The 21,316-nt window shown below is 60.6% G+C and carries 18 protein-coding genes and 4 tRNA genes; 10 read left to right on the top strand and 12 right to left on the bottom strand.

The features are described from left to right. Window positions 1-22: 22 nt before the first annotated feature. From BMZ10_RS16965 to BMZ10_RS16950, 4 genes are read right to left on the bottom strand one after another with little or no spacing between them, the layout of a single operon-like run. Window positions 23-598 (bottom strand): pilus assembly PilX family protein, encoded by a 576-nt coding sequence (locus BMZ10_RS16965; protein ID WP_256214524.1) that lies wholly within the window; start codon window positions 596-598, stop codon window positions 23-25. Then, window positions 595-1,404: a PilW family protein gene (locus BMZ10_RS16960; protein WP_177182148.1), complete on the bottom strand. Its 810-nt coding sequence runs from the start codon at window positions 1,402-1,404 to the stop codon at window positions 595-597. Before BMZ10_RS16960 ends, BMZ10_RS16965 begins: the two co-directional genes overlap by 4 nt. Next, on the bottom strand, window positions 1,401-1,955 hold the full coding sequence (gene pilV / locus BMZ10_RS16955; RefSeq protein WP_093465589.1) for a type IV pilus modification protein PilV: 555 nt from the start codon (window positions 1,953-1,955) through the stop codon (window positions 1,401-1,403). Before pilV ends, BMZ10_RS16960 begins: the two co-directional genes overlap by 4 nt. A gap of 2 nt (window positions 1,956-1,957) precedes the next feature. Further along, on the bottom strand, window positions 1,958-2,491 hold the full coding sequence (locus tag BMZ10_RS16950; RefSeq protein WP_177182147.1) for a GspH/FimT family pseudopilin: 534 nt from the start codon (window positions 2,489-2,491) through the stop codon (window positions 1,958-1,960). A 188-nt stretch (window positions 2,492-2,679) separates the two neighbouring features. On the opposite strand from BMZ10_RS16950, the gene thiO reads away from it, so the two are divergent. Beyond that, window positions 2,680-3,783: a glycine oxidase ThiO gene (gene thiO / locus BMZ10_RS16945; RefSeq protein ID WP_093465587.1), complete on the top strand. Its 1,104-nt coding sequence runs from the start codon at window positions 2,680-2,682 to the stop codon at window positions 3,781-3,783. 108 nt (window positions 3,784-3,891) lie between these two features. Here thiO and BMZ10_RS16940 read toward each other — a convergent pair whose 3' ends face one another. From BMZ10_RS16940 to BMZ10_RS16925, 4 genes are all read right to left on the bottom strand, one after another. Then, complete coding sequence (locus tag BMZ10_RS16940; protein ID WP_093464678.1) at window positions 3,892-5,232, bottom strand: sigma-54-dependent transcriptional regulator; 1,341 nt, start codon at window positions 5,230-5,232, stop codon at window positions 3,892-3,894. Between the two features lie 2 nt (window positions 5,233-5,234). Next, complete coding sequence (locus tag BMZ10_RS16935; protein WP_093464675.1) at window positions 5,235-6,827, bottom strand: two-component system sensor histidine kinase NtrB; 1,593 nt, start codon at window positions 6,825-6,827, stop codon at window positions 5,235-5,237. Beyond that, entirely contained in the window at window positions 6,817-7,056 is a 240-nt protein-coding gene (locus BMZ10_RS16930; RefSeq protein WP_093464672.1) for a PP0621 family protein, read from the bottom strand. Before BMZ10_RS16930 ends, BMZ10_RS16935 begins: the two co-directional genes overlap by 11 nt. Window positions 7,057-7,199: 143 nt before the next feature. Next, complete coding sequence (locus tag BMZ10_RS16925; protein ID WP_093464669.1) at window positions 7,200-8,222, bottom strand: outer membrane protein assembly factor BamD; 1,023 nt, start codon at window positions 8,220-8,222, stop codon at window positions 7,200-7,202. A gap of 151 nt (window positions 8,223-8,373) precedes the next feature. Between BMZ10_RS16925 and rluD the strand changes: the two genes are divergently transcribed. From rluD to BMZ10_RS16890, 7 genes are all read left to right on the top strand, one after another. Next, complete coding sequence (gene rluD / locus BMZ10_RS16920; RefSeq protein ID WP_093464666.1) at window positions 8,374-9,336, top strand: 23S rRNA pseudouridine(1911/1915/1917) synthase RluD; 963 nt, start codon at window positions 8,374-8,376, stop codon at window positions 9,334-9,336. 8 nt (window positions 9,337-9,344) lie between these two features. After that, complete coding sequence (gene pgeF / locus BMZ10_RS16915) at window positions 9,345-10,070, top strand: peptidoglycan editing factor PgeF (protein ID WP_093465585.1); 726 nt, start codon at window positions 9,345-9,347, stop codon at window positions 10,068-10,070. 320 nt (window positions 10,071-10,390) lie between these two features. After that, the gene (gene clpB / locus BMZ10_RS16910; protein WP_093464663.1) at window positions 10,391-12,955 is read left to right on the top strand and encodes an ATP-dependent chaperone ClpB; all 2,565 of its coding nucleotides are present in this window, start codon (window positions 10,391-10,393) and stop codon (window positions 12,953-12,955) included. 339 nt (window positions 12,956-13,294) lie between these two features. After that, a tRNA-Asn gene (locus BMZ10_RS16905) sits at window positions 13,295-13,370 on the top strand. A gap of 20 nt (window positions 13,371-13,390) precedes the next feature. Then, window positions 13,391-13,467: transfer RNA gene (locus BMZ10_RS16900), tRNA-Pro, on the top strand. Window positions 13,468-13,473: 6 nt separating this feature from the next. Beyond that, window positions 13,474-13,549: transfer RNA gene (locus BMZ10_RS16895), tRNA-Lys, on the top strand. Window positions 13,550-13,644: 95 nt separating this feature from the next. Further along, window positions 13,645-13,721 (top strand) — tRNA-Pro (locus BMZ10_RS16890). Window positions 13,722-13,946: 225 nt separating this feature from the next. Here BMZ10_RS16890 and pstS read toward each other — a convergent pair. The 4 genes from pstS to BMZ10_RS16870 form a co-directional block, all read right to left on the bottom strand. Then, window positions 13,947-14,960, bottom strand: coding sequence for a phosphate ABC transporter substrate-binding protein PstS (pstS, locus tag BMZ10_RS16885; protein ID WP_218147258.1), 1,014 nt, complete (start codon window positions 14,958-14,960; stop codon window positions 13,947-13,949). Between the two features lie 276 nt (window positions 14,961-15,236). After that, window positions 15,237-16,037: an aldolase/citrate lyase family protein gene (locus BMZ10_RS16880; protein WP_093464658.1), complete on the bottom strand. Its 801-nt coding sequence runs from the start codon at window positions 16,035-16,037 to the stop codon at window positions 15,237-15,239. Between the two features lie 12 nt (window positions 16,038-16,049). Beyond that, window positions 16,050-17,234, bottom strand: a complete 1,185-nt coding sequence (rhmD, locus tag BMZ10_RS16875; protein WP_093464655.1) for an L-rhamnonate dehydratase — start codon at window positions 17,232-17,234, stop codon at window positions 16,050-16,052. A 31-nt stretch (window positions 17,235-17,265) separates the two neighbouring features. Further along, window positions 17,266-18,564 (bottom strand): MFS transporter, encoded by a 1,299-nt coding sequence (locus BMZ10_RS16870; RefSeq protein ID WP_093464652.1) that lies wholly within the window; start codon window positions 18,562-18,564, stop codon window positions 17,266-17,268. Between the two features lie 222 nt (window positions 18,565-18,786). Here BMZ10_RS16870 and BMZ10_RS16865 point away from each other — a divergent pair, with 222 nt between their 5' ends. After that, window positions 18,787-19,683 carry a LysR family transcriptional regulator gene (locus BMZ10_RS16865; protein ID WP_093465582.1) on the top strand — a complete coding sequence of 299 codons (897 nt, stop codon included), beginning with the start codon at window positions 18,787-18,789 and terminating at the stop codon, window positions 19,681-19,683. Window positions 19,684-19,762: 79 nt separating this feature from the next. Then, window positions 19,763-21,163: a sensor domain-containing diguanylate cyclase gene (locus BMZ10_RS16860; protein ID WP_093464649.1), complete on the top strand. Its 1,401-nt coding sequence runs from the start codon at window positions 19,763-19,765 to the stop codon at window positions 21,161-21,163. Window positions 21,164-21,316 lie beyond the last annotated feature (153 nt).

Raw genomic sequence — 21,316 nt, 5'->3', positions numbered from 1 at the left:
TTGTTCGCTATCAGGTATGCACTCATGAGTCGGACACGGCAAAAACGGATCGCAGGATGACGCGCTGGGTCGAAGTATCGCTGGAGCAGCGTACGGTCGATGCGCAGGCGGTGACTTCGTAATAATGTCGGCCGCAGTCCTTGGTCAGCAACGCGCAGTTGTTCTGGGCCTGCCCGTCGAGCAGTTTCAAATCCGTGACATACCATTCCACTTCGACGTTGGCGCCGGTGTATTCGTTGTTCTGGTAGGTGGTCACCAGATTGATATTCGCCGTATTCGCCGCCGTAAAGGCGGGCGCATAGTCGCCATTGACCAGCGTGGTGGGAATGGCCATGCAGGGTTTATTGGGGTTGCCTGCAATCACCGAACATTGCCACTGGTTGATGCTCTGCTCACCGATCCGCAGCCCCGCTTCGGCAGCGTTGGTCAGGGTTTTCTGCAGCCTGAGATTGCCCGTGATCCGGGACTCGAGCGACACCCCGCGCATGCTCGAAAGTGCCAGCAGGGTGATGATCAGCAGCATCATGATTGCCACCAGCAGCGTCGCGCCGGTCTGGCTGCGGTTCGACTGCATGACGAAGCGGATCGAGCGCCTCATTGCATCTGGTTCCTGATCATGATGGTTCCCTGCACGATCTGATAAATGCTGTTCACATCGGCGTAGGTGGTGCCGTAGCGACCGTTCCAGTCCTTGAGCGCGGGCGAGACAACGCTGGTGTTGTCCCGGATCATCGAGGTGCCGGGGCTTTGCATGAGTACGCTGTAGCGCACCGCTGCGATCGTGCCGGTCGGTGTGGTACTGAAGGTGCTGACGGTTTTTGAATCCGCGGCGCCCGAACCGTATTCGAAACGCAGGTCCTTGACCCCGCTGACCAGTTGCTGGGTCGTGGTTCCGCTGGTGCAGGTAATGGCACCGTTATCGGTTCCCGTTCCGGCAACGAAAGCGATCTTCTCGACGATTTTTGGACGCGTCGTCGAGGGCACTGTTCTGGCGGAGTAAGGGCTGGTGATGCTGTCCTTGTCGGCGTTCGCCAACACACCGCCCTGGCAGGTCACGTCCAGCTTGTTGGTCGCCTGATACTGAATGCACAGCGATGTATCCGACAGCGCAACCACCGCAGCGCCCGCCGGGAATGTGCAGCCGCTCAGCGTGGCGTCTGCGGGAATGCTGGCGCCGAGATTACTGCGATAGCCGGCCTTCAACAGCTCCTGGCTCAGGATCGCAAGGGCGAAACGGCCGTTTTCCTGGTTGCCCATCTGACCTTGTTGAAACAGGTAGGCTCGCTGGTTGGAAATGAAAATCTGCGTGACCCCCAGAATCAGGAACATTCCGATGAGCATGGCCACCATCAACTCGATCAGCGACAGACCCTTCTGCCGGCTGCGCAGGACTGCTGAGATCATCGGATGCGCGTCCTCAATCGGTAAGTGCAGGTACCAGCGATCGTCGATGAGCTGCCGGACATGCATTCAGCCTCGTTCTTCACGGTCCAGGCCACCTGGATCTGAAGCTCGGTGTTAGTCGCGCTGGAGGTCGTGCAGGCGTCGACATTATCGGCGTTATCTTTTGTAGGGGTTTTGCAGATATAAAAGTTCGATGCCAGTAAGGTATCGGCACCGGGCAGCGTGGCTCCAGCCCGGATGGCCCAACAGCCAATCTGTTCTGAGAGGGTGGCCGGTGTCGGGATGCACTTGGTCGCGGCAGCCGGGAACGGTGCGCCCGGAGCCTTGAGACATGAGTTCGCGTCCGTGCAGTCCGCTGGCGCGCTGCGGATGATTTCGACCAGATCGTCCACCAGCATGATCGCGGCGTTGCGTTGTACCGAATCTTGCGTGTATGGAATGGCTTTGCTCTGCAGCGCGACCATGCCCAGTACGCCGATGACGATGATGATCAGACTGACCAGCACTTCAATCATGCTGAACCCGGCGTTGCGGCTCGGTGCTGAGATCATCATCAGCAGCCACTCGGTTTGGTGGCGGTGGGAGGCGAAATCCGGCCACTGGTGAGCAACGTGACGTACTGCGAGGTGGTCGATGAATCGGTGGGGTAGTTGATCTGGAAGCAGGCGTTCGTTGATGCGGTTCCGGTGGTCGTGAAGTCCACGCTGTTCACTGCGGAGCTGATCGCGACGCCCGTCTGCAGCCCGCCGCTACCGACTTTTCTGAGCGTCACGGTGCCGGTGACCACACTGATTTCCGTGGTGTTGACCGGCGCGCTCACAGTGACTCTCGCCCCGCGCGTCACTGCCTCGGACCGCGCGTACTGGAGCAAGTCGTAAAGCTCGTCAGACGCCGCCCGAACGTTCATGCGATGCAGCAGGCTCGAAAAGCTCGGCATTGCCATCCCCGCAAAAATGGCCACGATCACGACCACCACGATCAACTCGATCAGGGTGAATCCGTGGCTACTGCCCTTGTCAGGACCTTGACAGCTGCGACGCAAATTCAGGCGCGTAGGTGGACCCGAGAGCCCGGAGCTGAAATCCATAAAGGAAATTCCGTTTTTCGTTCGAAATATGGTGATACTACTCAGGTTGGAAGTCGCTATGTAGTGGATGTCTGGAGTTATTCGCCAGACCAGTGGCATAGCGTCCGTTTTTCGCATTTCTTGAGTCATGTCGACGACTATTCGACAGACGATAACAGCGCTCACTTTTTTTGATGATCGAGTTCAGCATGTCCAGGCAACACGTGATTATCGTCGGCGGCGGCGTCATCGGTCTGTTGACCGCCTTCAATCTGGCTTCCCGGGTCGCGAGCGTCACCTTGCTCGAGCGCAGCGGGGTAGGGCGGGAGTCTTCATGGGCGGGCGGCGGCATCGTTTCGCCACTCTATCCATGGCGATACAGCCCGGCGGTGACGGCACTGGCGCACTGGTCGCAGGACTTTTACCCGCAGCTCGCCGAGCGACTGGCGGATTCGACCGGTATCGATCCCGAAGTGCACAAGACCGGGCTGTACTGGCTCGATCTGGATGACGAAGCAGAAGCGCTGGCCTGGGCGGCCCGGCAGAACCGGCCGTTGAGCGCTGTGGACATCTCGGCGGTGTATGACGCCGTTCCGGTGATGGGTGGCGGCTATTCGCGCGCCGTCCACATGGCCGACGTTGCCAATGTGCGCAACCCGCGGCTGGTCAAATCCCTGAAGGCCGCATTGCTGGCGCTGCCCAATGTCGTGGTGCATGAGCAATGTGAAGTCCGTGATTTTGTCCGCGACGGCACGCGAGTCATCGGCGTGAGCACCGCCGCAGGCGATCTCCTCGCCGACAGCGTGGTGCTGGCAGCGGGCGCCTGGAGCGGCGATCTGCTTACCAGGCTCGATCTCGCGTTGCCGGTCGAACCCGTGAAGGGCCAGATGATTCTCTACAAATGCGCGTCTGATTTTCTGCCGAGCATGATCCTCGCCAAGGGCCGCTACGCCATTCCGCGTCGCGACGGTCACATCCTCGTCGGCAGCACCCTCGAGCATGAGGGATACGACAAGACGCCCACCGAAAATGCCCTGCACAGCCTCATGGCTTCAGCCGTTGAACTGCTCCCCGCGCTGGCCGACGCCGAAGTGGTGGGGCATTGGGCAGGACTGCGGCCCGGCTCGCCAGATGGCATTCCCTTCATCGGGCCGGTGCCGGGCCATCAAGGCCTGTGGCTGAACTGCGGGCATTACCGCAATGGCCTCGTCCTCGCCCCCGCCTCATGCCAACTGCTTACCGACCTGCTGTTGGGCGACACTCCGATCATCGACCCATCACCCTACGCGCCGGCAGCGCGGCTGCAGGGTTAGGTGTTCGATGCAGTGGTCATTGCCCCCTTTGAGCTGATGGATCGTTCCCAAAAGGGTACGACCATACCCTTTTTGGGAACGATCAAATCCCCGTCGTGAAAGGCCGATTCACTCGAGACCAAGCTTCTTCAGGCGGTACCTCATTGATCGGAACGTGAGGTTCAGGCGCTGCGCGGCGGCGGTACGGTTCCAGCGGGTTTCTTCCAGGGCCTGCAGGATGAGTTTGCGCTCGACGCTTTCGAGGTAATCTTCCAGATTGTTGATGTCCGACAGGTTGGGGCCGGGCTGGGACTGCGTGCTGGCGGGTTCGGCCAGGCGCAGGTCTTCGGTGTTGATCTGGTCGTCTTCGCAGAGCGTATAAGCGCGTTCGAGCATGTTTTCCAGCTCGCGCACGTTACCGGGAAAGCGATAGCCTTTCAGCGCTGCCAGTGCGTGAGGCGGCAGCCGGGCAGGGGCGTCGCCTGCGGTTTCGGCCAGACGCCTGAGGACATTGTTGGCGATCTCTTCGATGTCTTCGCGACGCTCACGCAGCGGCGGAACCCGCAGTTCGATCACGTTGAGCCGATAATACAAATCCTGCCGGAAGCGACCGGCCGCCACTTCCAGACTTAAGTCCTTGTGCGTGGCGCAGAGGACACGAACGTCGATCACCTGTTCCTGTTGCTCGCCCAGGGCGCGGACGGATTTCTCCTGAATCGCGCGCAGCAGTTTTACCTGCATCGCCAGTGGCAGATCGGCAACTTCGTCGAGAAACAGCGTGCCGCCGCTGGCTGCCTGGAACAGACCGGGTTTGTCTTCGTGGGCGCCGGTGAAGCTGCCTTTACGATGCCCGAAGAACTCACTTTCCATCAGCTCGGTTGGGATCGCTCCGCAATTGACCGGCACAAATGCTTGCTCGACCCGAGGGCCCTGCTCATGGATGAGACGCGCGACCAGCTCCTTGCCGCTGCCAGACTCGCCGCTGATGTAAATCGGTGCCTGACTGCGCGCCAGTTTGCCGATCTGCTTGCGCAGCGCTTGCATCGGTGGCGAATTGCCGAGCAGACGATGATCGAGGCGCGTGTCATTCGACGGTGCCTTGGGCAAGCGCAGCGCACTGCTGACCAATTCGCGCAAACGGCCGAGGTCCACAGGCTTGGTCAGGAAATCGAAGGCGCCGGCCTTGAGGGCCTGAATCGCGGTGTCGACGCTGCCGTGGGCGGTGATCATCGCCACCGGGACCTGCGTATGGCGTTTCTGGATGTGTTGCACCAGCTCCAGGCCGTTGCCGTCCGGCAAGCGCATGTCCGTCAGGCACAGATCGAACGCCTCGCGCGCCAGCCAGTCCTGCGCTTCCTTGACGTTGCGGGCGCTGCGCGTGTCCAGTTTCATCCGCCCCAGAGTGATCTCCAGCAGTTCGCGGATGTCCGGCTCATCGTCGACGATCAGGATCTTTTGCCGTGGGCTCATGCTCAACTCAATTTGAACGGATGGGCAAAGGTGATTCGCATGCAGCTTCCGCCACCTTGCCGGGGTGTGTAATTCAGGCTCGCCTGATTGCTTTCGCACAGCTCGCGCGAAAGGTACAGGCCAAGGCCGGTCCCTTTGCTCTCCGTGGTGAAAAAGGGCTCGAATATCTTCGTCAGATGCTCTTCGGCAACGCCTGGGCCGTCGTCCATGACATCCAGGCTCGGCAACTCGCTGTAGGGCGCATGGAAAAGCCGCAGCCAGACCTGAGCGTTCTGGTGCAACTGGCCGCTGTAGCGCAACCCGTTCTGCACCAGGTTGGTCACCACTTGCTGCAGTTGCTCGGCATCCATGCGCGTTGTCAGCGTGCCGGGACTGATGTCCAGATGCACGGTCTGGTCGGCTGGCAGACTGCCGCGCAACTCTTCGACGTAGTGTTCGAGCCACTGCTTGAGATCGAGCAGATGAGGTTCGGTCTGACGTCGACGAGACAACTGCAGAACGTTCTCGATCACCAGATTCATCCGTCGTGATTGATCTTGAATGATTTGACTGAGACGTTGGTCCGCCCCGCTCAGTTCCTCGGACTCGCCCAGCAGCTGCGCCGCATGGCTGATCGCGCCCAGCGGATTGCGGATCTCGTGGGCGATACCGGCCGTCAGCCTGCCCAGCGCGGCGAGCTTGAGTTGCTGAGCCTGCTGGGAAATCTGCGACAGGTCGTCGAGAAACACCAGCGTGTGTCGATGGCTGCCACGGGTCAGCGCAACGAACCCGGGACGCAGCACCGGGCCGATGGCAGACGTGGTAATGCTGCGCGGGACCATCGTGGGGTTGATCAGCCACTGGCGCAGACGCTCGACCAGTTGCGGGGAGTAGGCGTCGATGATCTCGCCCAGCAAACGCTCGTGTCCCAACAGGTTCAACGCGCTCTGATTGGCGAGCAGTACTTCGCGGTTGGAGTCCAGCACCAGAATCCCGGTGCGCATGCGCTGAAGGATCAGTCCGTTGAGCTCTTCAAGATTGTCGACGTCGGCAGCACGACGCTCGGCAATGTCCTCGCTGACCTGCAGGCGACTGGCGAGGGTCTGCACCAGCAGCGCAGCGGCAAAGCACAATGCGCCCAGCGAGCCTGCCTGAACGAAGTGGTTGGACGCGGCCGGTTTGTGATAGCTGATATAGAACGTCAGGTAAATGATGCCGATCGCCGAAACCGCCGCGATCAACAGGCCGGTATGCCTGCGCAGCAACACGTTGCTGATGGCCACCGACGCGACGATGAGGTTACCGATGCCGCTCGGCGCGCCGCCGCCGGCATAGAACAGGGCAGCGAGCATCAGCGTGTCGGTCATGGCGAGCGTGAACAGCTGGCCCTGACGGCTGGGCCGTTCGAGCAGCACGACGACCAGAATGTTGAACACCAGATACAGCCAGCAACCGGTGCGGAACAGCTCGATGTCCGCCAGCTCCAGCAGCTCGGCGTCCAGGCTGCTGGAGATGAGCAGCACCAGCAGGATGCCGATGCTGAGCCGGTAAAGATGGTACAGCCGCAGAATGCGCTGGGCCTGCGGGGTTGCCAGCGACAGGCTTTCAGCGGTCACGGGCGGCGGGGCCCTGCAGCCGGTGCGCTTCGGTGCAATACCACTGCTGGTTCTGGCTCAAGGCGCGGTCGCGCGGGAGATGCACACCACATTGCGCGCAACGCACCATCGGTGCAGCGTCGGGCTCAGGCGATGCGGCCCTGGGCCTGGCGGCCGGCCTTTTTGTGGCGCGTTTGAACAACCAGATGATCGCCATGACCAAGGCAATCCACATAATCAAGCGAATCATGTCTACCAGCTTATGAAGTGAAGATGCCGCAGTGTAGCCAAGGCATTGTCGGGCGCACAGTGATCTGCAGCGCTCAAGATTGCCGGAAATGAAAAAGAGGCCCCGCAGGGCCTCTTTTCGTCTGACGCTTTGCCGGGACTGGATCAGTCGAACAGGCCAAAGGTCATGTAGCTGAAGATCGAGCGGCTTTTCGGCGTGCCGTCGTCGTCATCGTTCTTCTTTTCTTCTTCGGCTGGCTGGTTCTCAGGCAGCAGATCGGCAGGAATCGCTTCCTTGGCGTCCTGGTACTGCTTGATCACGTCCTGGTTGGCGCGAGTTTCTCCCGGCGGCAGCGGCGGACGGCTCTCGATCAGGCCCAGTGTCGCTTTCGACAGCCACGAGCGGTTGTCCGGGTCTGGCGTGCGGGGTTCGAACTTGCCGTCGGCCAGTTGCGGATGGTCCGGGTAGTTGGCTTTCAGGACCTGGAGGCTGGTGTCGGCCAGATCGTCCAGTTGCAGACGCTGATACGCCTCTACCATCACCGCCAGGCCGTCGGCGACCGATGGGGTTTCCTGGAAGTTTTCCACCACGTAACGGCCGCGGTTGGCGGCAGCGACATATGCCTGACGGGTCAGGTAGTAGTCAGCCACGTGGATTTCGTACGCGGCCAGCAGGTTGCGCAGGTAGATCATGCGCTGCTTGGCGTCAGGGGCATAGCGGCTGTTCGGGTAGCGGCTGGTCAGTTGGGCGAACTCGTTATAAGAGTCGCGCGCGGCGCCCGGGTCACGCTTGGTCTGGTCCAGCGGCAGGAAGCGGGCGATGATGCCGACGTCCTGGTCGAACGATGTCAGGCCTTTCAGATAGTAGGCGTAGTCGACGTTCGGATGCTGAGGGTGAAGACGAATGAAGCGCTCGGCGGCGGATTTCGCGGCTTCAGGTTCGCCATTCTTGTAGTTGGCGTAGATCAGTTCCAGCTGTGCCTGATCGGCATAGCGACCGAACGGGTAGCGCGATTCAAGCGCCTTGAGCTTTTCAGTGGCGCTGTTGTAGCTGTTGTTGTCCAGATCGGCCTGCGCCTGCTGGTACAGCTCGACTTCGCTGAGGTTTTCGTCGATGACTTCTTTCTTCGAAGAACAGGCAGCGGTAAGTCCGAGGATGGCTATCAGCAGCAGGTGTTTCACTTGCATGGCGGCTTGCGTCCCTATAACGGCCTGCTGTCTTGCGCAGGACCGTCCTGTTATGATGGGCGCCCCGTGGAACCCCCGGGACAAAAGACGCCGTATTTAACCACAAGCGCACAGCCGAAACCAAAGGCCCGTGCCACCTCCTAGTTTGAGCATGTCTGAGATCATAGAACTCCGCGCAGAGGTGCCGTCCGAATTGGGCGGTCAACGCCTCGACCAAGTCGCCGCCCAATTATTCGCAGAGCACTCGCGCTCGCGCCTTTCCGCCTGGATCAAAGACGGCCGCCTGACAGTGGACGGTGGCGTTCTGCGCCCGCGTGACATCGTGCATGGCGGCGCTGTGCTGGTGCTGCAGGCCGAGCAAGAGGCGCAAGGCGAGTGGGTGGCTCAGGACATCGAACTGGACATCGTCTACGAAGACGACCAGATTCTGGTGATCAACAAACCGGCGGGCCTCGTCGTGCACCCGGCTGCCGGCCATGCCGACGGCACGTTGCTCAACGCGTTGCTGCACCACGTGCCGGACATCATCAATGTCCCGCGTGCCGGCATCGTGCACCGTCTGGACAAGGACACGACCGGCCTGATGGTCGTGGCCAAGACGATCCAGGCGCAGACCCAACTGGTCGCGCAGCTGCAGAAGCGGACCGTCAGCCGCATCTATGAATGCATCGTCATCGGCGTGGTGACGGCCGGCGGCAAGATCAACGCACCGATCGGTCGTCACGGGCAGCAGCGTCAGCGCATGGCCGTGATGGAAGGCGGCAAGCCTGCCGTCAGCCATTACCGCGTTCTGGAACGTTTCCGCTCGCACACCCATGTGCGCGTCAAGCTGGAAACCGGCCGCACGCACCAGATTCGCGTGCACATGGCCCACATCAACTTCCCGCTGGTGGGCGATCCTGCCTACGGCGGCCGCTTCCGCATTCCGCCGGCGGCGAGCGCCACAATGGTCGAGTCGCTCAAACATTTCCCGCGTCAGGCCTTGCACGCGCGCTTCCTGGAGCTCGATCATCCGACGACCGGTCAGCGCATGAGCTGGGAATCGCCGCTGCCGGATGACTTTGTCTGGCTGCTGTCCCTGCTCAAGCAGGACCGTGAGGCGTTCATCGGATGAGTGAACTCGTGACGGACTGGCTGACACCTGACTGGCCCGCGCCTGCAGGCATCAAGGCCTGCGTCACGACGCGTGCGGGCGGTGTCAGCGCGGCGCCGTTCGACAGTTTCAATCTCGGCGATCACGTCGACGATGATCCACATGCCGTCGCCCGGAACCGATCGACGCTGACCTCGCGGCTGCAGGTCGAGCCCGCATGGCTGAAGCAGGTTCACGGCATTGACGTCGTCGAAGCGACGCCGGCCGAGGTCATGCAGGCTGACGCCAGCTGGAGCAGGACGCCTGGCATTGCCTGCACCATCATGACAGCCGATTGCCTGCCGGCCTTGTTCTGCAATCGTCAGGGCACACAGGTCGCCGCTGCCCATGCCGGCTGGCGCGGGTTGGCGGCAGGTGTTCTGGAGGCGGCTGTCGACAGCTTCGATGATGCGCCTTCCGAGATTCTGGTGTGGCTGGGGCCGGCGATCGGCCCGCAAGCGTTCGAAGTCGGCCCCGAAGTGCGCGAAGCCTTCATGGCCACTCACCCGCAAACTGCAGATGCGTTCGTGCCCAGTGCCAATCCGGGCAAATTCATGGCCGACATCTATCAGCTGGCGCGCGCGCGTCTGGCGGCCCACGGGGTAACGGCGGTGTATGGCGGTGGTCTTTCGACCTACAACGACGAGCGCTTTTTCTCCTACCGCCGAGGTGCGCGCACCGGACGGTTTGCGTCGTTGGTGTGGATCGAGCAATAGTCTTTACGGCGATATCTGTAGGAGCGTGGCTTGTCCCCGCGATCGGCTGCGAAGCAGTCGCGTCCATGGTTATTGGCAATGGTAGATGTATCGTGAGCTCTGGACTTACGGCGACTTCGTCGCCGATCGCGGGGACAAGCCACGCTCCTACAATTTCCGTGTTTATTCCTCATATTCCTCCCCGACAAGCTAACGTTGATCTGTGTCAAGCGCCTGCCGCTTGAATCCTGCGTAATCGGCCACATCTAAGGGCTATCTGGCAGGTTTTCTTCATTAAGGTGTGTTCATTGCTCCGGCCTGCCCATTTAGGAAGGTGACCAATGCGTATTGACCGTTTAACCAGCAAGTTACAGCTCGCTTTATCCGATTCTCAATCTCTGGCGGTGGGGATGGACCATCCCGCCATCGAGCCTGCGCACCTCATGCAGGCCTTGCTCGACCAGCAGGGTGGTTCGATCAAACCCTTGCTGTTGCAAGTCGGCTTCGACATCAACAGCCTGCGCAAGGCGTTGAGCAAAGAACTCGACCAGCTTCCCAAGATTCAAAACCCGACCGGCGACGTGAACATGTCGCAGGACCTCGCGCGCCTGCTCAATCAGGCCGATCGTCTCGCTCAGCAAAAAGGTGATCAGTTCATTTCCAGCGAACTGGTTCTGCTCGCCGCAATGGACGAAAACAGCAAGCTGGGCAAGCTTCTGCTTGGCCAGGGCGTGAGCAAAAAGGCGCTGGAAAACGCCATCAGCAACCTGCGCGGCGGCGATGCGGTCAATGACCCGAACGCCGAAGAGTCGCGTCAGGCGCTGGACAAATACACCGTCGACCTGACCAAGCGCGCCGAAGACGGCAAGCTCGACCCGGTCATCGGCCGTGACGATGAAATTCGTCGGACCATCCAGGTTTTGCAACGGCGAACCAAGAACAACCCGGTTCTGATCGGTGAGCCTGGCGTGGGTAAAACCGCGATTGCCGAAGGTCTTGCGCAGCGCATCATCAACGGCGAGGTGCCGGATGGCCTGCGCGGCAAGCGTTTGCTGTCACTGGACATGGGCGCGCTCATTGCCGGGGCCAAGTTCCGCGGCGAGTTCGAGGAGCGCCTGAAAGCCGTGCTCAACGAGCTGTCCAAACAGGAAGGCCAGATCATTCTGTTCATCGACGAGCTGCACACGATGGTCGGCGCGGGCAAGGCCGAAGGCTCGATGGACGCGGGCAACATGCTCAAGCCCGCGCTGGCGCGTGGCGAGTTGCACTGCGTTGGCGCCACCACGCTCAACGAATACCGCCAATATATAGAGAAGGACGCGGCGCTTGAGCGACGCTTCCAGAAAGTACTGGTGGACGAGCCGAGCGAAGAGGACACCATCGCCATCCTGCGTGGCTTGAAAGAGCGTTACGAGGTTCACCATAAAGTCGCGATCACTGACGGCGCGATCATCGCAGCCGCCAAGCTCAGTCATCGTTACATCACGGACCGTCAGTTGCCGGACAAGGCCATCGACCTGATCGACGAGGCTGCCAGCCGCATCCGCATGGAAATCGACTCCAAGCCGGAAGTGCTCGATCGCCTTGAACGTCGCCTGATTCAGCTGAAGGTGGAATCTCAGGCGCTTAAGAAAGAAGACGACGAAGCCGCGAAAAAACGCCTGGAAAAACTTCAGGAAGAAATCGAGCGTCTGGAACGCGAATACGCCGACCTGGAAGAAATCTGGACGTCCGAGAAGGCTGAGGTCACCGGTTCCGCGCAGATCCAGCAAAAGATCGAGCAGTCCCGTCAGGAACTGGAAGCGGCTCGCCGCAAGGGCGATCTCAACCGCATGGCCGAGTTGCAGTACGGCGTGATACCGGATCTGGAGCGCAGCCTGCAAATGGTCGATCAGCACGGCAAGCCTGAAAATCAGCTGCTGCGCAGTAAAGTGACCGAGGAGGAGATCGCCGAGGTCGTGTCCAAATGGACCGGGATACCGGTGTCGAAGATGCTCGAGGGCGAGCGCGACAAGCTGCTGAAGATGGAGAGCCTGCTGCACGAGCGTGTGATCGGTCAGAACGAGGCGGTGGTGGCGGTGGCCAACGCGGTGCGTCGTTCGCGAGCGGGGCTGTCGGACCCGAATCGTCCAAGTGGTTCGTTCATGTTCCTCGGTCCGACCGGTGTGGGTAAGACTGAGCTGTGCAAGGCGTTGGCCGAATTCCTGTTCGACACCGAAGAGGCCATGGTGCGGATCGACATGTCCGAGTTCATGGAGAAGCATTCCGTGGCTCGTCTGATCGGTGCGCCGCCAGGCTATGTCGGTTACGAGGAAGGCGGCTATCTGACCGAAGCGGTGCGTCGCAAGCCGTACTCGGTGATTCTGCTGGACGAGGTCGAGAAAGCGCATCCGGATGTCTTCAACATTCTGCTGCAGGTGCTCGAAGACGGGCGTCTGACCGACAGCCATGGTCGCACGGTGGACTTCCGCAATACGGTGATCGTGATGACCTCCAACCTGGGCTCGGCACGCATCCAGGAGCTGGTCGGTGATCGCGAGGCGCAGCGCGCTGCGGTGATGGATGCGCTGGGCTCGCACTTCCGCCCGGAATTCATCAACCGGGTCGACGAAGTGGTGATTTTCGAACCGCTGGCTCGTGATCAGATTGCCGGTATCACTGAAATCCAGCTTGGTCGTCTGCGTCAGCGTCTGGCTGAGCGTGACCTGAAACTCGAGCTGACGCCTGAGGCAATGGACAAGCTGATCGCTGTCGGTTACGACCCGGTCTATGGCGCACGGCCACTCAAGCGTGCGATCCAGCGCTGGATCGAGAACCCGCTGGCTCAGTTGATCCTGTCCGGTGGCTTCATGCCCGGCACCAGCATCAAGGGCTCGGTGGCAGACGACGAGATCGTGTTCGGCTGATCCGCTGCTTCTATATAGAAGCGCGAAAGGGGCTCCCATCAGGAGCCCCTTTTTTTCGCGACGGCATTTGCCTGCGAAAGCAGGTTTTTCGCGGCTTGCGGGCCTTCTCGAAAAAAAGTCGCAAATCATTGTCTTAAAAGCAATTTAGAGGGTTGACAGGTGTTTCTGGGAATGTAGAATAGCGCGCCTCAGAGACGTGAACGCAGCGATGCAGACAGGTCGAAGAGGCTGAAAATGCAGTAGATTCAGGGTTGTAAGTGCAGGACTCGTCTTGCAAAGATGTACTGAATTTGTTGTATCGAAGCGCGTCAAACGCTACATCTGAAATTGATAGATCGTTCCGTGATAGCTCAGTCGGTAGAGCAAATGACTGTTAATCATTGGGTCCCAGGTTCGAGTCCTGGTCACGGAGCCAATTTCATGACGTAGTACCGTCGGGGTATAGCGCAGTCCGGTAGCGCGCCTGCTTTGGGAGCAGGATGTCAGGAGTTCGAATCCCCTTACCCCGACCATTATTTGGGTCGTTAGCTCAGTTGGTAGAGCAGTTGGCTTTTAACCAATTGGTCGTAGGTTCGAATCCTACACGACCCACCATTTTTGACCTGGCTTCATCGGGTTGAATCTTAGGGAGTGACGCCAATTGCGTCACCCGCTTAAGGAACGCCTTACAAGGTGTTTCTCTGTTTCATCGGGGTATAGCGCAGTCCGGTAGCGCGCCTGCTTTGGGAGCAGGATGTCAGGAGTTCGAATCCCCTTACCCCGACCATTTTCGCCCCAGCAGTACCCGGGCAGAAAATCCGGCTCCGACGCCACTTGTGTCGAAGCCCACAAAAAGGCGTCCTTCGGGACGCCTTTTACATTTCCGCTACTTTCCTTGCCTTCCCTCATTCCTCGGATGCCGCACGGTTTTCGCATGAATCTTCATTCGTTGCGAATCTGCGGCTCTGGCAACAGTCCGTTCACTCGCCCAGAGCCGCGGGTTGCAAGGAGTTCATTGCGCCTTGGGCGTATCGCCCCAATAACGCTCGATCTGGTTCTTCAGATCGTCAGGAATCGGCGCGAAGTCCAGCGAGCGCGCAAGCTCCTGACCGCTTTCCAGTGTCCAGCGAAAGAAATCCTGAACGGTCTTCTGACGATCTGCGTCTTTGGGCTGTTTGTACATCACGATAAATGTCGCCGCGGTGATTGGATAAGCGTTGTCGCCCGGCGCATTGAGCAACGACAAGTCGAAGTCCTTGGCGGTTTTCCAGTCAGCCGTTGCAGCAGCGGCCTGGAATGTTTCAGCGCTGGGCACGACGAAATGTCCGGCAGCGTTTTGCAACAGGCCGAAGTTGAGCTTCTGCTGCTTGATGTAGGCGTACTCGACGTAGCCGATGGAATTGGGCATCTGCTTCACGTAGGACGCTACGCCTTCGCTCCCCTTACTGCCGATACCGACGGGCCATTTCACAGAAGTGCCTGCGCCAACCTTGCTTTTCCACTCAGGGCTCAGGCGCGACAGATAACTGACCCAGTTGTACGTAGTCCCTGAATCTTCCGAGCGGTAGACCACGTTGATTCTGGCGTCCGGCAGTTTGAGCTCGGGGTTCAGCGCCACCAGCGCGGGGTCGTTCCAGCGCGCAATTTTGCCCAGGTAGATGTCGGCCAGCACGCTGCCCGTGAACTTCATGCTGCCGGGCTTGATCGATGCCACGTTGATCACCGGCACGACGCCGCCGATCACCGACGGAAATTGCTGCAGGCCGAGTGTCTGCAAGTCGGCCGGGCTCATCGGTACGTCAGTGGCACCGAAGTCGACGGCGCCGTCCTTGATCTGCGCCACACCGGCACCAGAACCGATGCTTTGATAATTCACCCTGACGCCGGTCTTCTGGTTGTAATCGGTCGCCCATTTGTAGAGCACCGGATAAATGAATGTGGAGCCCGCGCCGGTCACCTCCTGCGCCGCGCCGGCGCTGCTCGGCAAAGACAGGTTGAGCGCAATGCCAAGGCCTGCGGCCAGCATCATTCGGGAAAATTGAAACATGGGTGACTTCCTGTAATCGGGCGACATCGGGGTGTGATGTCTTAATGTGATCACAGTAATCAGCATGTTTTTATGACAGAAAATGTCGGAAAGCAGGGGGCTGAATTCAGATGAGTGCCTATTCCCGCCTGAAGCCGGTCCTACAGACGCCGCGAGTTTTCGTAGGACCGGCTTCAGCCGGGAAGGCGTCGGGTGTGACGCCGTTGATCGATGGGGGCTTCAAAGCCCGTCCGCTGACTCCCACAGTTCGGGAGATCAGTACGTCCGCGAGGGCGCGGCGAGGTCCTGAGGTTCGCGATAGCGTGCCAGGTTTTCCTTCGCCGCCTGACGCAGCAGGCTGATATCGATGCCTACGGCCACGAACTGGCAACCCCAGCCCATGTAGCGTCGGGCATCTTCCTCGGCGGGCGCAAGGATGCCGCAGATTTTCCCCGCCGCAAGGATGGCATCCACCGCACGGCGAATGCTGGCCTGGACGTCGGGATGCGACGGATTGCCGATATGGCCCATGCCGGTCGACAGATCTGCCGGGCCGATGAACACGGCGTCGACGCCTTCAACCGCTGCGATCGCTTCCACGTTTTCGACGCCTTTGCGCGATTCCACCTGCACGATCAGGCACAGCTCCTCGTGAGCCGTGTTGAGGTAATCCGGCACAGCATCCCAACGCGTGGCGCGGGTGAGGCCGCCGCCGACGCCGCGAATGCCGTGTGGCGGATAACGCATTGCCTGCACCAGCGCGCGGGCCTGCTCGGCGGACTCCACCATCGGCACCATCAACGTCTGCACGCCGACATCCAGCAATTGCTTGATCAGCACGGCATCGCCGGTCACGGCGCGCACGACGGGTGCGGTGCTGTAGGGCATTACCGCCTGCAGCTGCGAAAGGATGCTCGGCACGGTGTTCGGCGCATGTTCGCCATCGATCAGCATCCAGTCATATCCCAGCCCGGCGACGATTTCAGTCGCATAGCCCGTGGCGAAACCGGCCCAGATTCCATACTGCGGCTCGCGTCTGGCCAAAGCGGCCTTGAACGCGTTGTGAGGTATTTTCATAACCATTTCCTGTCAATGCGTGTACGGACGGTGAAGCTGACATTCAGGGTTGAGCGTGACGCCAAACCCCGGCTGATCAAGCCTGGACAGTCGCATGCGCCCGTTTTCCGGCACCGGCTCGCCGAGCAGTTGTGGATGGAACATCGGCACGACTTCATCAGCCTTGGGCGCCATCATCAGAAACTCGGCGAACGGGCTGTTGGTGCGCGTTGCGACGAAATGATAGCTGTAGACTGAAGATCCGTGCGGCACGACCAGCGTGTTATGGGCATCGGCCAGCGCGGAAATCTTGATCAGCTCAGTAATCCCCCCGCACCAGCCGACATCCGGCTGGATGATGTCGCAGCAGCCCATTTCCAGCAGCATGCGGAACCCCCAGCGCGTGGCTTCGTGCTCACCGGTGGTGACCAGCATGCCTTTGGGAACGTTCTTGCGCAGCTCGGCGTAGCCCCAGTAATCGTCAGGCGAAAGCGCCTCCTCTATCCATTTCAGTCCGAACGCTTGCGCGCCGTGGGCCAACCTTGTTGCGTAGTTGAGGTCCAGGCTCATCCAGCAATCGAGCATCAGCCAGAAATCCTTGCCCACGCGCTCGCGCATTACGGCGAGCGCCTCGAGGTTTTTGCGCAGGCCTTCTTCGCCTTCCGCCGGGCCGTGGTGCAGGGGCAGCTTTCCACCGATGAAACCCATTTTCTGGGCAAGGTCCGGGCGGGCGCCGGTGGCGTAGAACTGCAGCTCATCGCGCACCGCACCGCCCAGCAATTGATGAACCGGCTCCTGACGCACTTTGCCGAGCAGGTCCCACAACGCCAGGTCGACGCCGGAAATGGTATTGATCACCAGCCCTTTGCGGCCGTAGTACTGCGACGACAGGTACATCTGATCCCAGATTTTCTCGATGTCGGTGACCTTCGCGCCTTCGACAAAACGCGCCAGATGTTTCTCGACGATGTACGCCGCGGGTTCGCCACCGGTGGTCACGGCGAAGCCGACGTTGCCTGCCGAGTCTTCGATTTCCACCACCAGGGTGCCGAGCACATTGATCCCGAAGCTGCGGCGGCTTTGACGGTATTCCGGGTATTTGCTCATTGGCGTGGCGATGTGGTCGTCGATCCAGTGGCCGTCGCCCTGGTCGTGATAATCGGCACCGCCGCCCCGCAGAACGAAAGCGCGGACGTGTTTGATGGTGGGCGTGCTCATGGAGGACTCCTGTGATCCGAGAGAATGGCGATCAGTGTTGATAGGTCGGTAACGTGTGGGGTGTCCCGGTTCTGGGTGAGCGAATGCCCATCACCAGCGCCGCAGCGATCAGCGTGGTTACTGACAGCAGATAAAGCCCCGCCGTCGGCGTCTGGAATGCGCCTTCGGCCCAGTTCTTGATGATCGGCGCGACGAATCCGCCCAGCGCGCCGAACGAATTGATCAGAGCAATGGCGCCCGCAGCGGCGCTGCCCGCCAGGAAACTTCCCGGGAAGGTCCAGAACACTGGTTGCACGGCGATGAACCCCGATGCAGCAAAGCACAGCGCCAGGATGCCCAGTAGCGGGTTGGCGAACGTCACCGACGCGGCGATGCCCAGACCTGACACCACCAGCGTCAGCGCCGCGACCGTCCGACGCTGGCTTGTGCGGTCGGCAATCGCAGGGACGCGCCAGGCGGCAATCAGCGCGCAGACCCACGGAATGGCGCTGACGAGGCCGACCATGAGGCCGACTTTGCTGCCCATCAGGCCCGCGACCTGGCTGGGCAGATAAAACACCACGCCGTAAACGCTGGCCTGGATCAGCAGGTAGATCACGCACAGATACAGCACCGCTGGTTGGCACATGGCCTTGAGCACGCTGCCGTGGCGCTGTTTTTCGCTGTCTTCGGCATCGAGCACGGCCTGCAATTGCTGACGCTCAGCAGCGGTCAGCCACTTGGCATCGGCCGGGCGGTTGTCCAGATAGAAGTAGGCCCACACGCCGACGGCAGTCGCCATCAGCCCCTCGACTGCGAAGAGCCATTGCCAGCCATGGCTGCCCAGCACGCCATCGAGTTCAAGCAACAGGCCGGACAGCGGGCTACCGAAGATGAACGCCAGCGGCGCGCCGAAGTAGAAAAAGCCCATCGCCCGGCCTCGCGCGGCATTGGGGAACCAGTAGGTCAGGTAGAGGATGACGCCGGGGAAAAACCCGGCCTCGGCCACGCCCAGCAGGAAGCGCAGCACATAAAACGTCGTTTCGGTGTGGGCGAAGACCATCGCCGCAGACACCAGGCCCCACGTCACCATGATCCGGCACATCCACAGCTTGGCGCCGATCCTGTGCATCATCAGGTTGCTGGGAACCTCGAGCAGCGCGTAACCGGCGAAGAACACGCCAGCGCCGAAAGCGAACGCGACGTCGCTGATTCCGGTGTCAGCCTGAAAAGCCTGCTTGGCGAAGCCGACATTGGCGCGATCGAGAAACGCCATGATGTACATCAGCAACAGAAAGGGCAGAAGACGCCATGAGACCTTGGCCAGCAAGGACGCGGGGAGTGTGTTCACGACAGTTTCCTTTTTGGAATTATTTGACTGCGTAAGCCGGCGTGTCGCCGTTCCGGTCCTGGCCGGAATGAGAAGGACTCTACTGCTGCGAAGCGATGCGTGACTAATCGTTTTTAGCTTAAGATCGATACCTTCAAGGTATCAGTCCTCGGAGGCCATTCAGTGGCTGATAACGTCTCTTCGCAGCAGCTGTTCAGCCGTCTGCGCTACAAGCATCTGCAAATGCTGGTTGTGCTCGGGTCCAGTCGCAACCTGCACCGCGCGTCGCTGAACATGCACATGTCGCAGCCTGCCGCGACGCGCATGCTTCACGAAATCGAAGACATGTTCGGCTGCGAACTGTTCGAGCGCCTGCCGCGTGGCATGCGCCCGACGGCCTTGGGCATGGAGCTTCTGCGCTTCGCCGAATCCGCGCTCAGCGGGCTCGATCGCTGCGCGGCCGACATGCAGGCGCGGCTTCACGGTGGCTACGGCTATCTGGCGATCGGGACGATCATGGGCGCGGCGCCTGATCTGGTCATGAATGCCGTGGCCGAGATCAAGACGCTCAACCCTCAGTTGCGCATCCGGATCATGGGCGATACCAGCGATCAGGTGATTCAGCTGCTGGAGCAGGGCCGCATCGATCTGGCCATCGCGCGTCGCAATGCGTCCACCGACCGGGAGCACTATGCGTTCGAACCGCTTGGGAACGAGCAGCTCATGGTCGTCGTGCATCAGGGCCATCCGCTCGCCAGGCGGCGCAAGCTCGACTGGGCCGAGTTGGTCAGCGACTGGCCCTGGATTCTGCAACCCGAGAGCAGCCCGGCGCGCATGGCATTCGATCAGGCGCTGGAGCGGCTCGCACTGCCTGCACCTGCCGACATCATCGAATGCAGTTCGGTGTATTCGATGCAGCAACTGGTTCAGCTCACCGATGCAATCATGGTGCTGTCCGAGTCGGCGCTGCGCGACTACCTGAAGATGGGACTGGTCAAGGCGCTGCCCGTGAAGATCGAGGAGCGGATGGCGCCGTTCGGTCTGTTGACGCGTCGGGGCGAAGCGGCGAGTCGCGAGTTGTTGCAATTCATCGAGTTGCTGCGGCGCCGTGCCGCTGTGCAGCCGATTGCGTCGGATTAATGACTGATTTCTGTCCGTGGATGCGCATTCAGGGTGTGGGGTATAGACTCCAGACAGTCTTTTCAGAATCGGCCGGTATATGAAAGCGCCCATTCCTGTGTGTGAGAACGAGCGCCTTGAGGCGCTGCATCAACTGGAAATTCTCGATACCCCGGCCGAAGCCTCGCTCGACCGGATCACCCGTCTGGTGGCACGTGTGCTCGATGTGCCGATTGCGCTGGTTTCGCTGGTCGATGAGGACCGACAATGGTTCAAGTCCCGCACGGGGCTCGATGCGCCGGAAACCCCCAGAGAAATGGCCTTCTGCGCCCACGCCATTCTGCAGAGCACACCCTTGGTCGTACCCGATGCCGCCGAAGACGAGCGCTTTCGTGACAACCTGTTAGTGACCGGCGCGCCCCATATCCGTTTTTATGCCGGTGTGCCCATTCGCACCAGCAGAGGCTTCGCCGTGGGCACCTTGTGCGCGCTGGATGAGCGTCCCCGCGAGCTGACTCAGGAGGAGCTGGACATCCTTCGCGATCTGGCCGACATCGTCAGTCGTGAAGTGCAGCTGAGGGAGAACCTGATGCTGGCGCGCTTGCAGAAAAACCGCTCTGACGCACTGTTCAAGGCCAGCGAAGCGGGCTATCGGTCGATGTTCGAACTGGCTTCCGTGGGCATCGCGCTGGTGGCGCCGGACGGTGGCTGGATCAGCGTCAACACGGCGCTGTGCGAGATCCTTGGCTACACGCCGGAGGAGCTCAAACACCTGACCTTCCAGGACATCACCCACCCGGATGACCTGCACACGGACATGGAATTGCTCAATCAACTGGTCGGCAACGAGATCGACCGGTATCAGTTGGAAAAGCGTTATCTGCGCAAGGGCGGCGCGTCCGTGTGGGTCAGCCTGAGCGTGACCAAGAAGCTGTCCGAGAACGGCGATCTGGATTACTTCATCTCCATCATTCAGGACATTCAGGCGCGCAAAGAACTGGAGCAAGAGGCGCGGCACGACGCGCTCACCGGCCTGCACAATCGACGCGCGCTGGATGCATTACTGCCGATCGCGCAAGCGCGGGCGGACCGCTCCAGGTTGCAGCTGGCGCTGATGTTCATCGATCTGGATGGCTTCAAGGGCATCAACGACACCTACGGGCATGATGCGGGCGACGATCTGCTGCGTACCATTTCCGCTCGCTTGCAAACCTGCGTACGAAGGACTGACAGCCTGGTGCGGCTGGCGGGTGACGAATTCATCGTGGTGCTGGAAGGCATTGTCCCGGGCGCCGACGAAGCGCGGGAAGTGGCGAAAAAGCTGCTGGCGGCGATTGCCGAGCCAATCATCATCAAAGGCGACGTCATCCGCAGTAACGCCAGCGTCGGGTTCTCCATGTACGAGCCAGGCTCGGGCAAAGCGCCGGACGAACTCATGCGCGAAGCCGATCGCTGGATGTACAAAGCCAAGCACTTGGGTAAAGGGCGGGTGATGCCGTAGTCGGCATGGAACGGCGAAAAACGTGCGCGAGCGAGCAGGCGCACGCCCGCGGATAATGCGGGGTTGACTGGTATCGAGCCGGGCCACAAAGCATGTGGGGCGAGCTTGCTGGCGAAGGGCGAGTTCCAACCTCAGCATCTGCACCGCCTGCAC

Origin of the sequence: Pseudomonas sp. NFR16, assembly GCF_900108875.1 — a bacterium.
Taxonomy (GTDB): domain Bacteria; phylum Pseudomonadota; class Gammaproteobacteria; order Pseudomonadales; family Pseudomonadaceae; genus Aquipseudomonas.
This window is presented reverse-complemented; position numbering and strand designations above follow the sequence as displayed.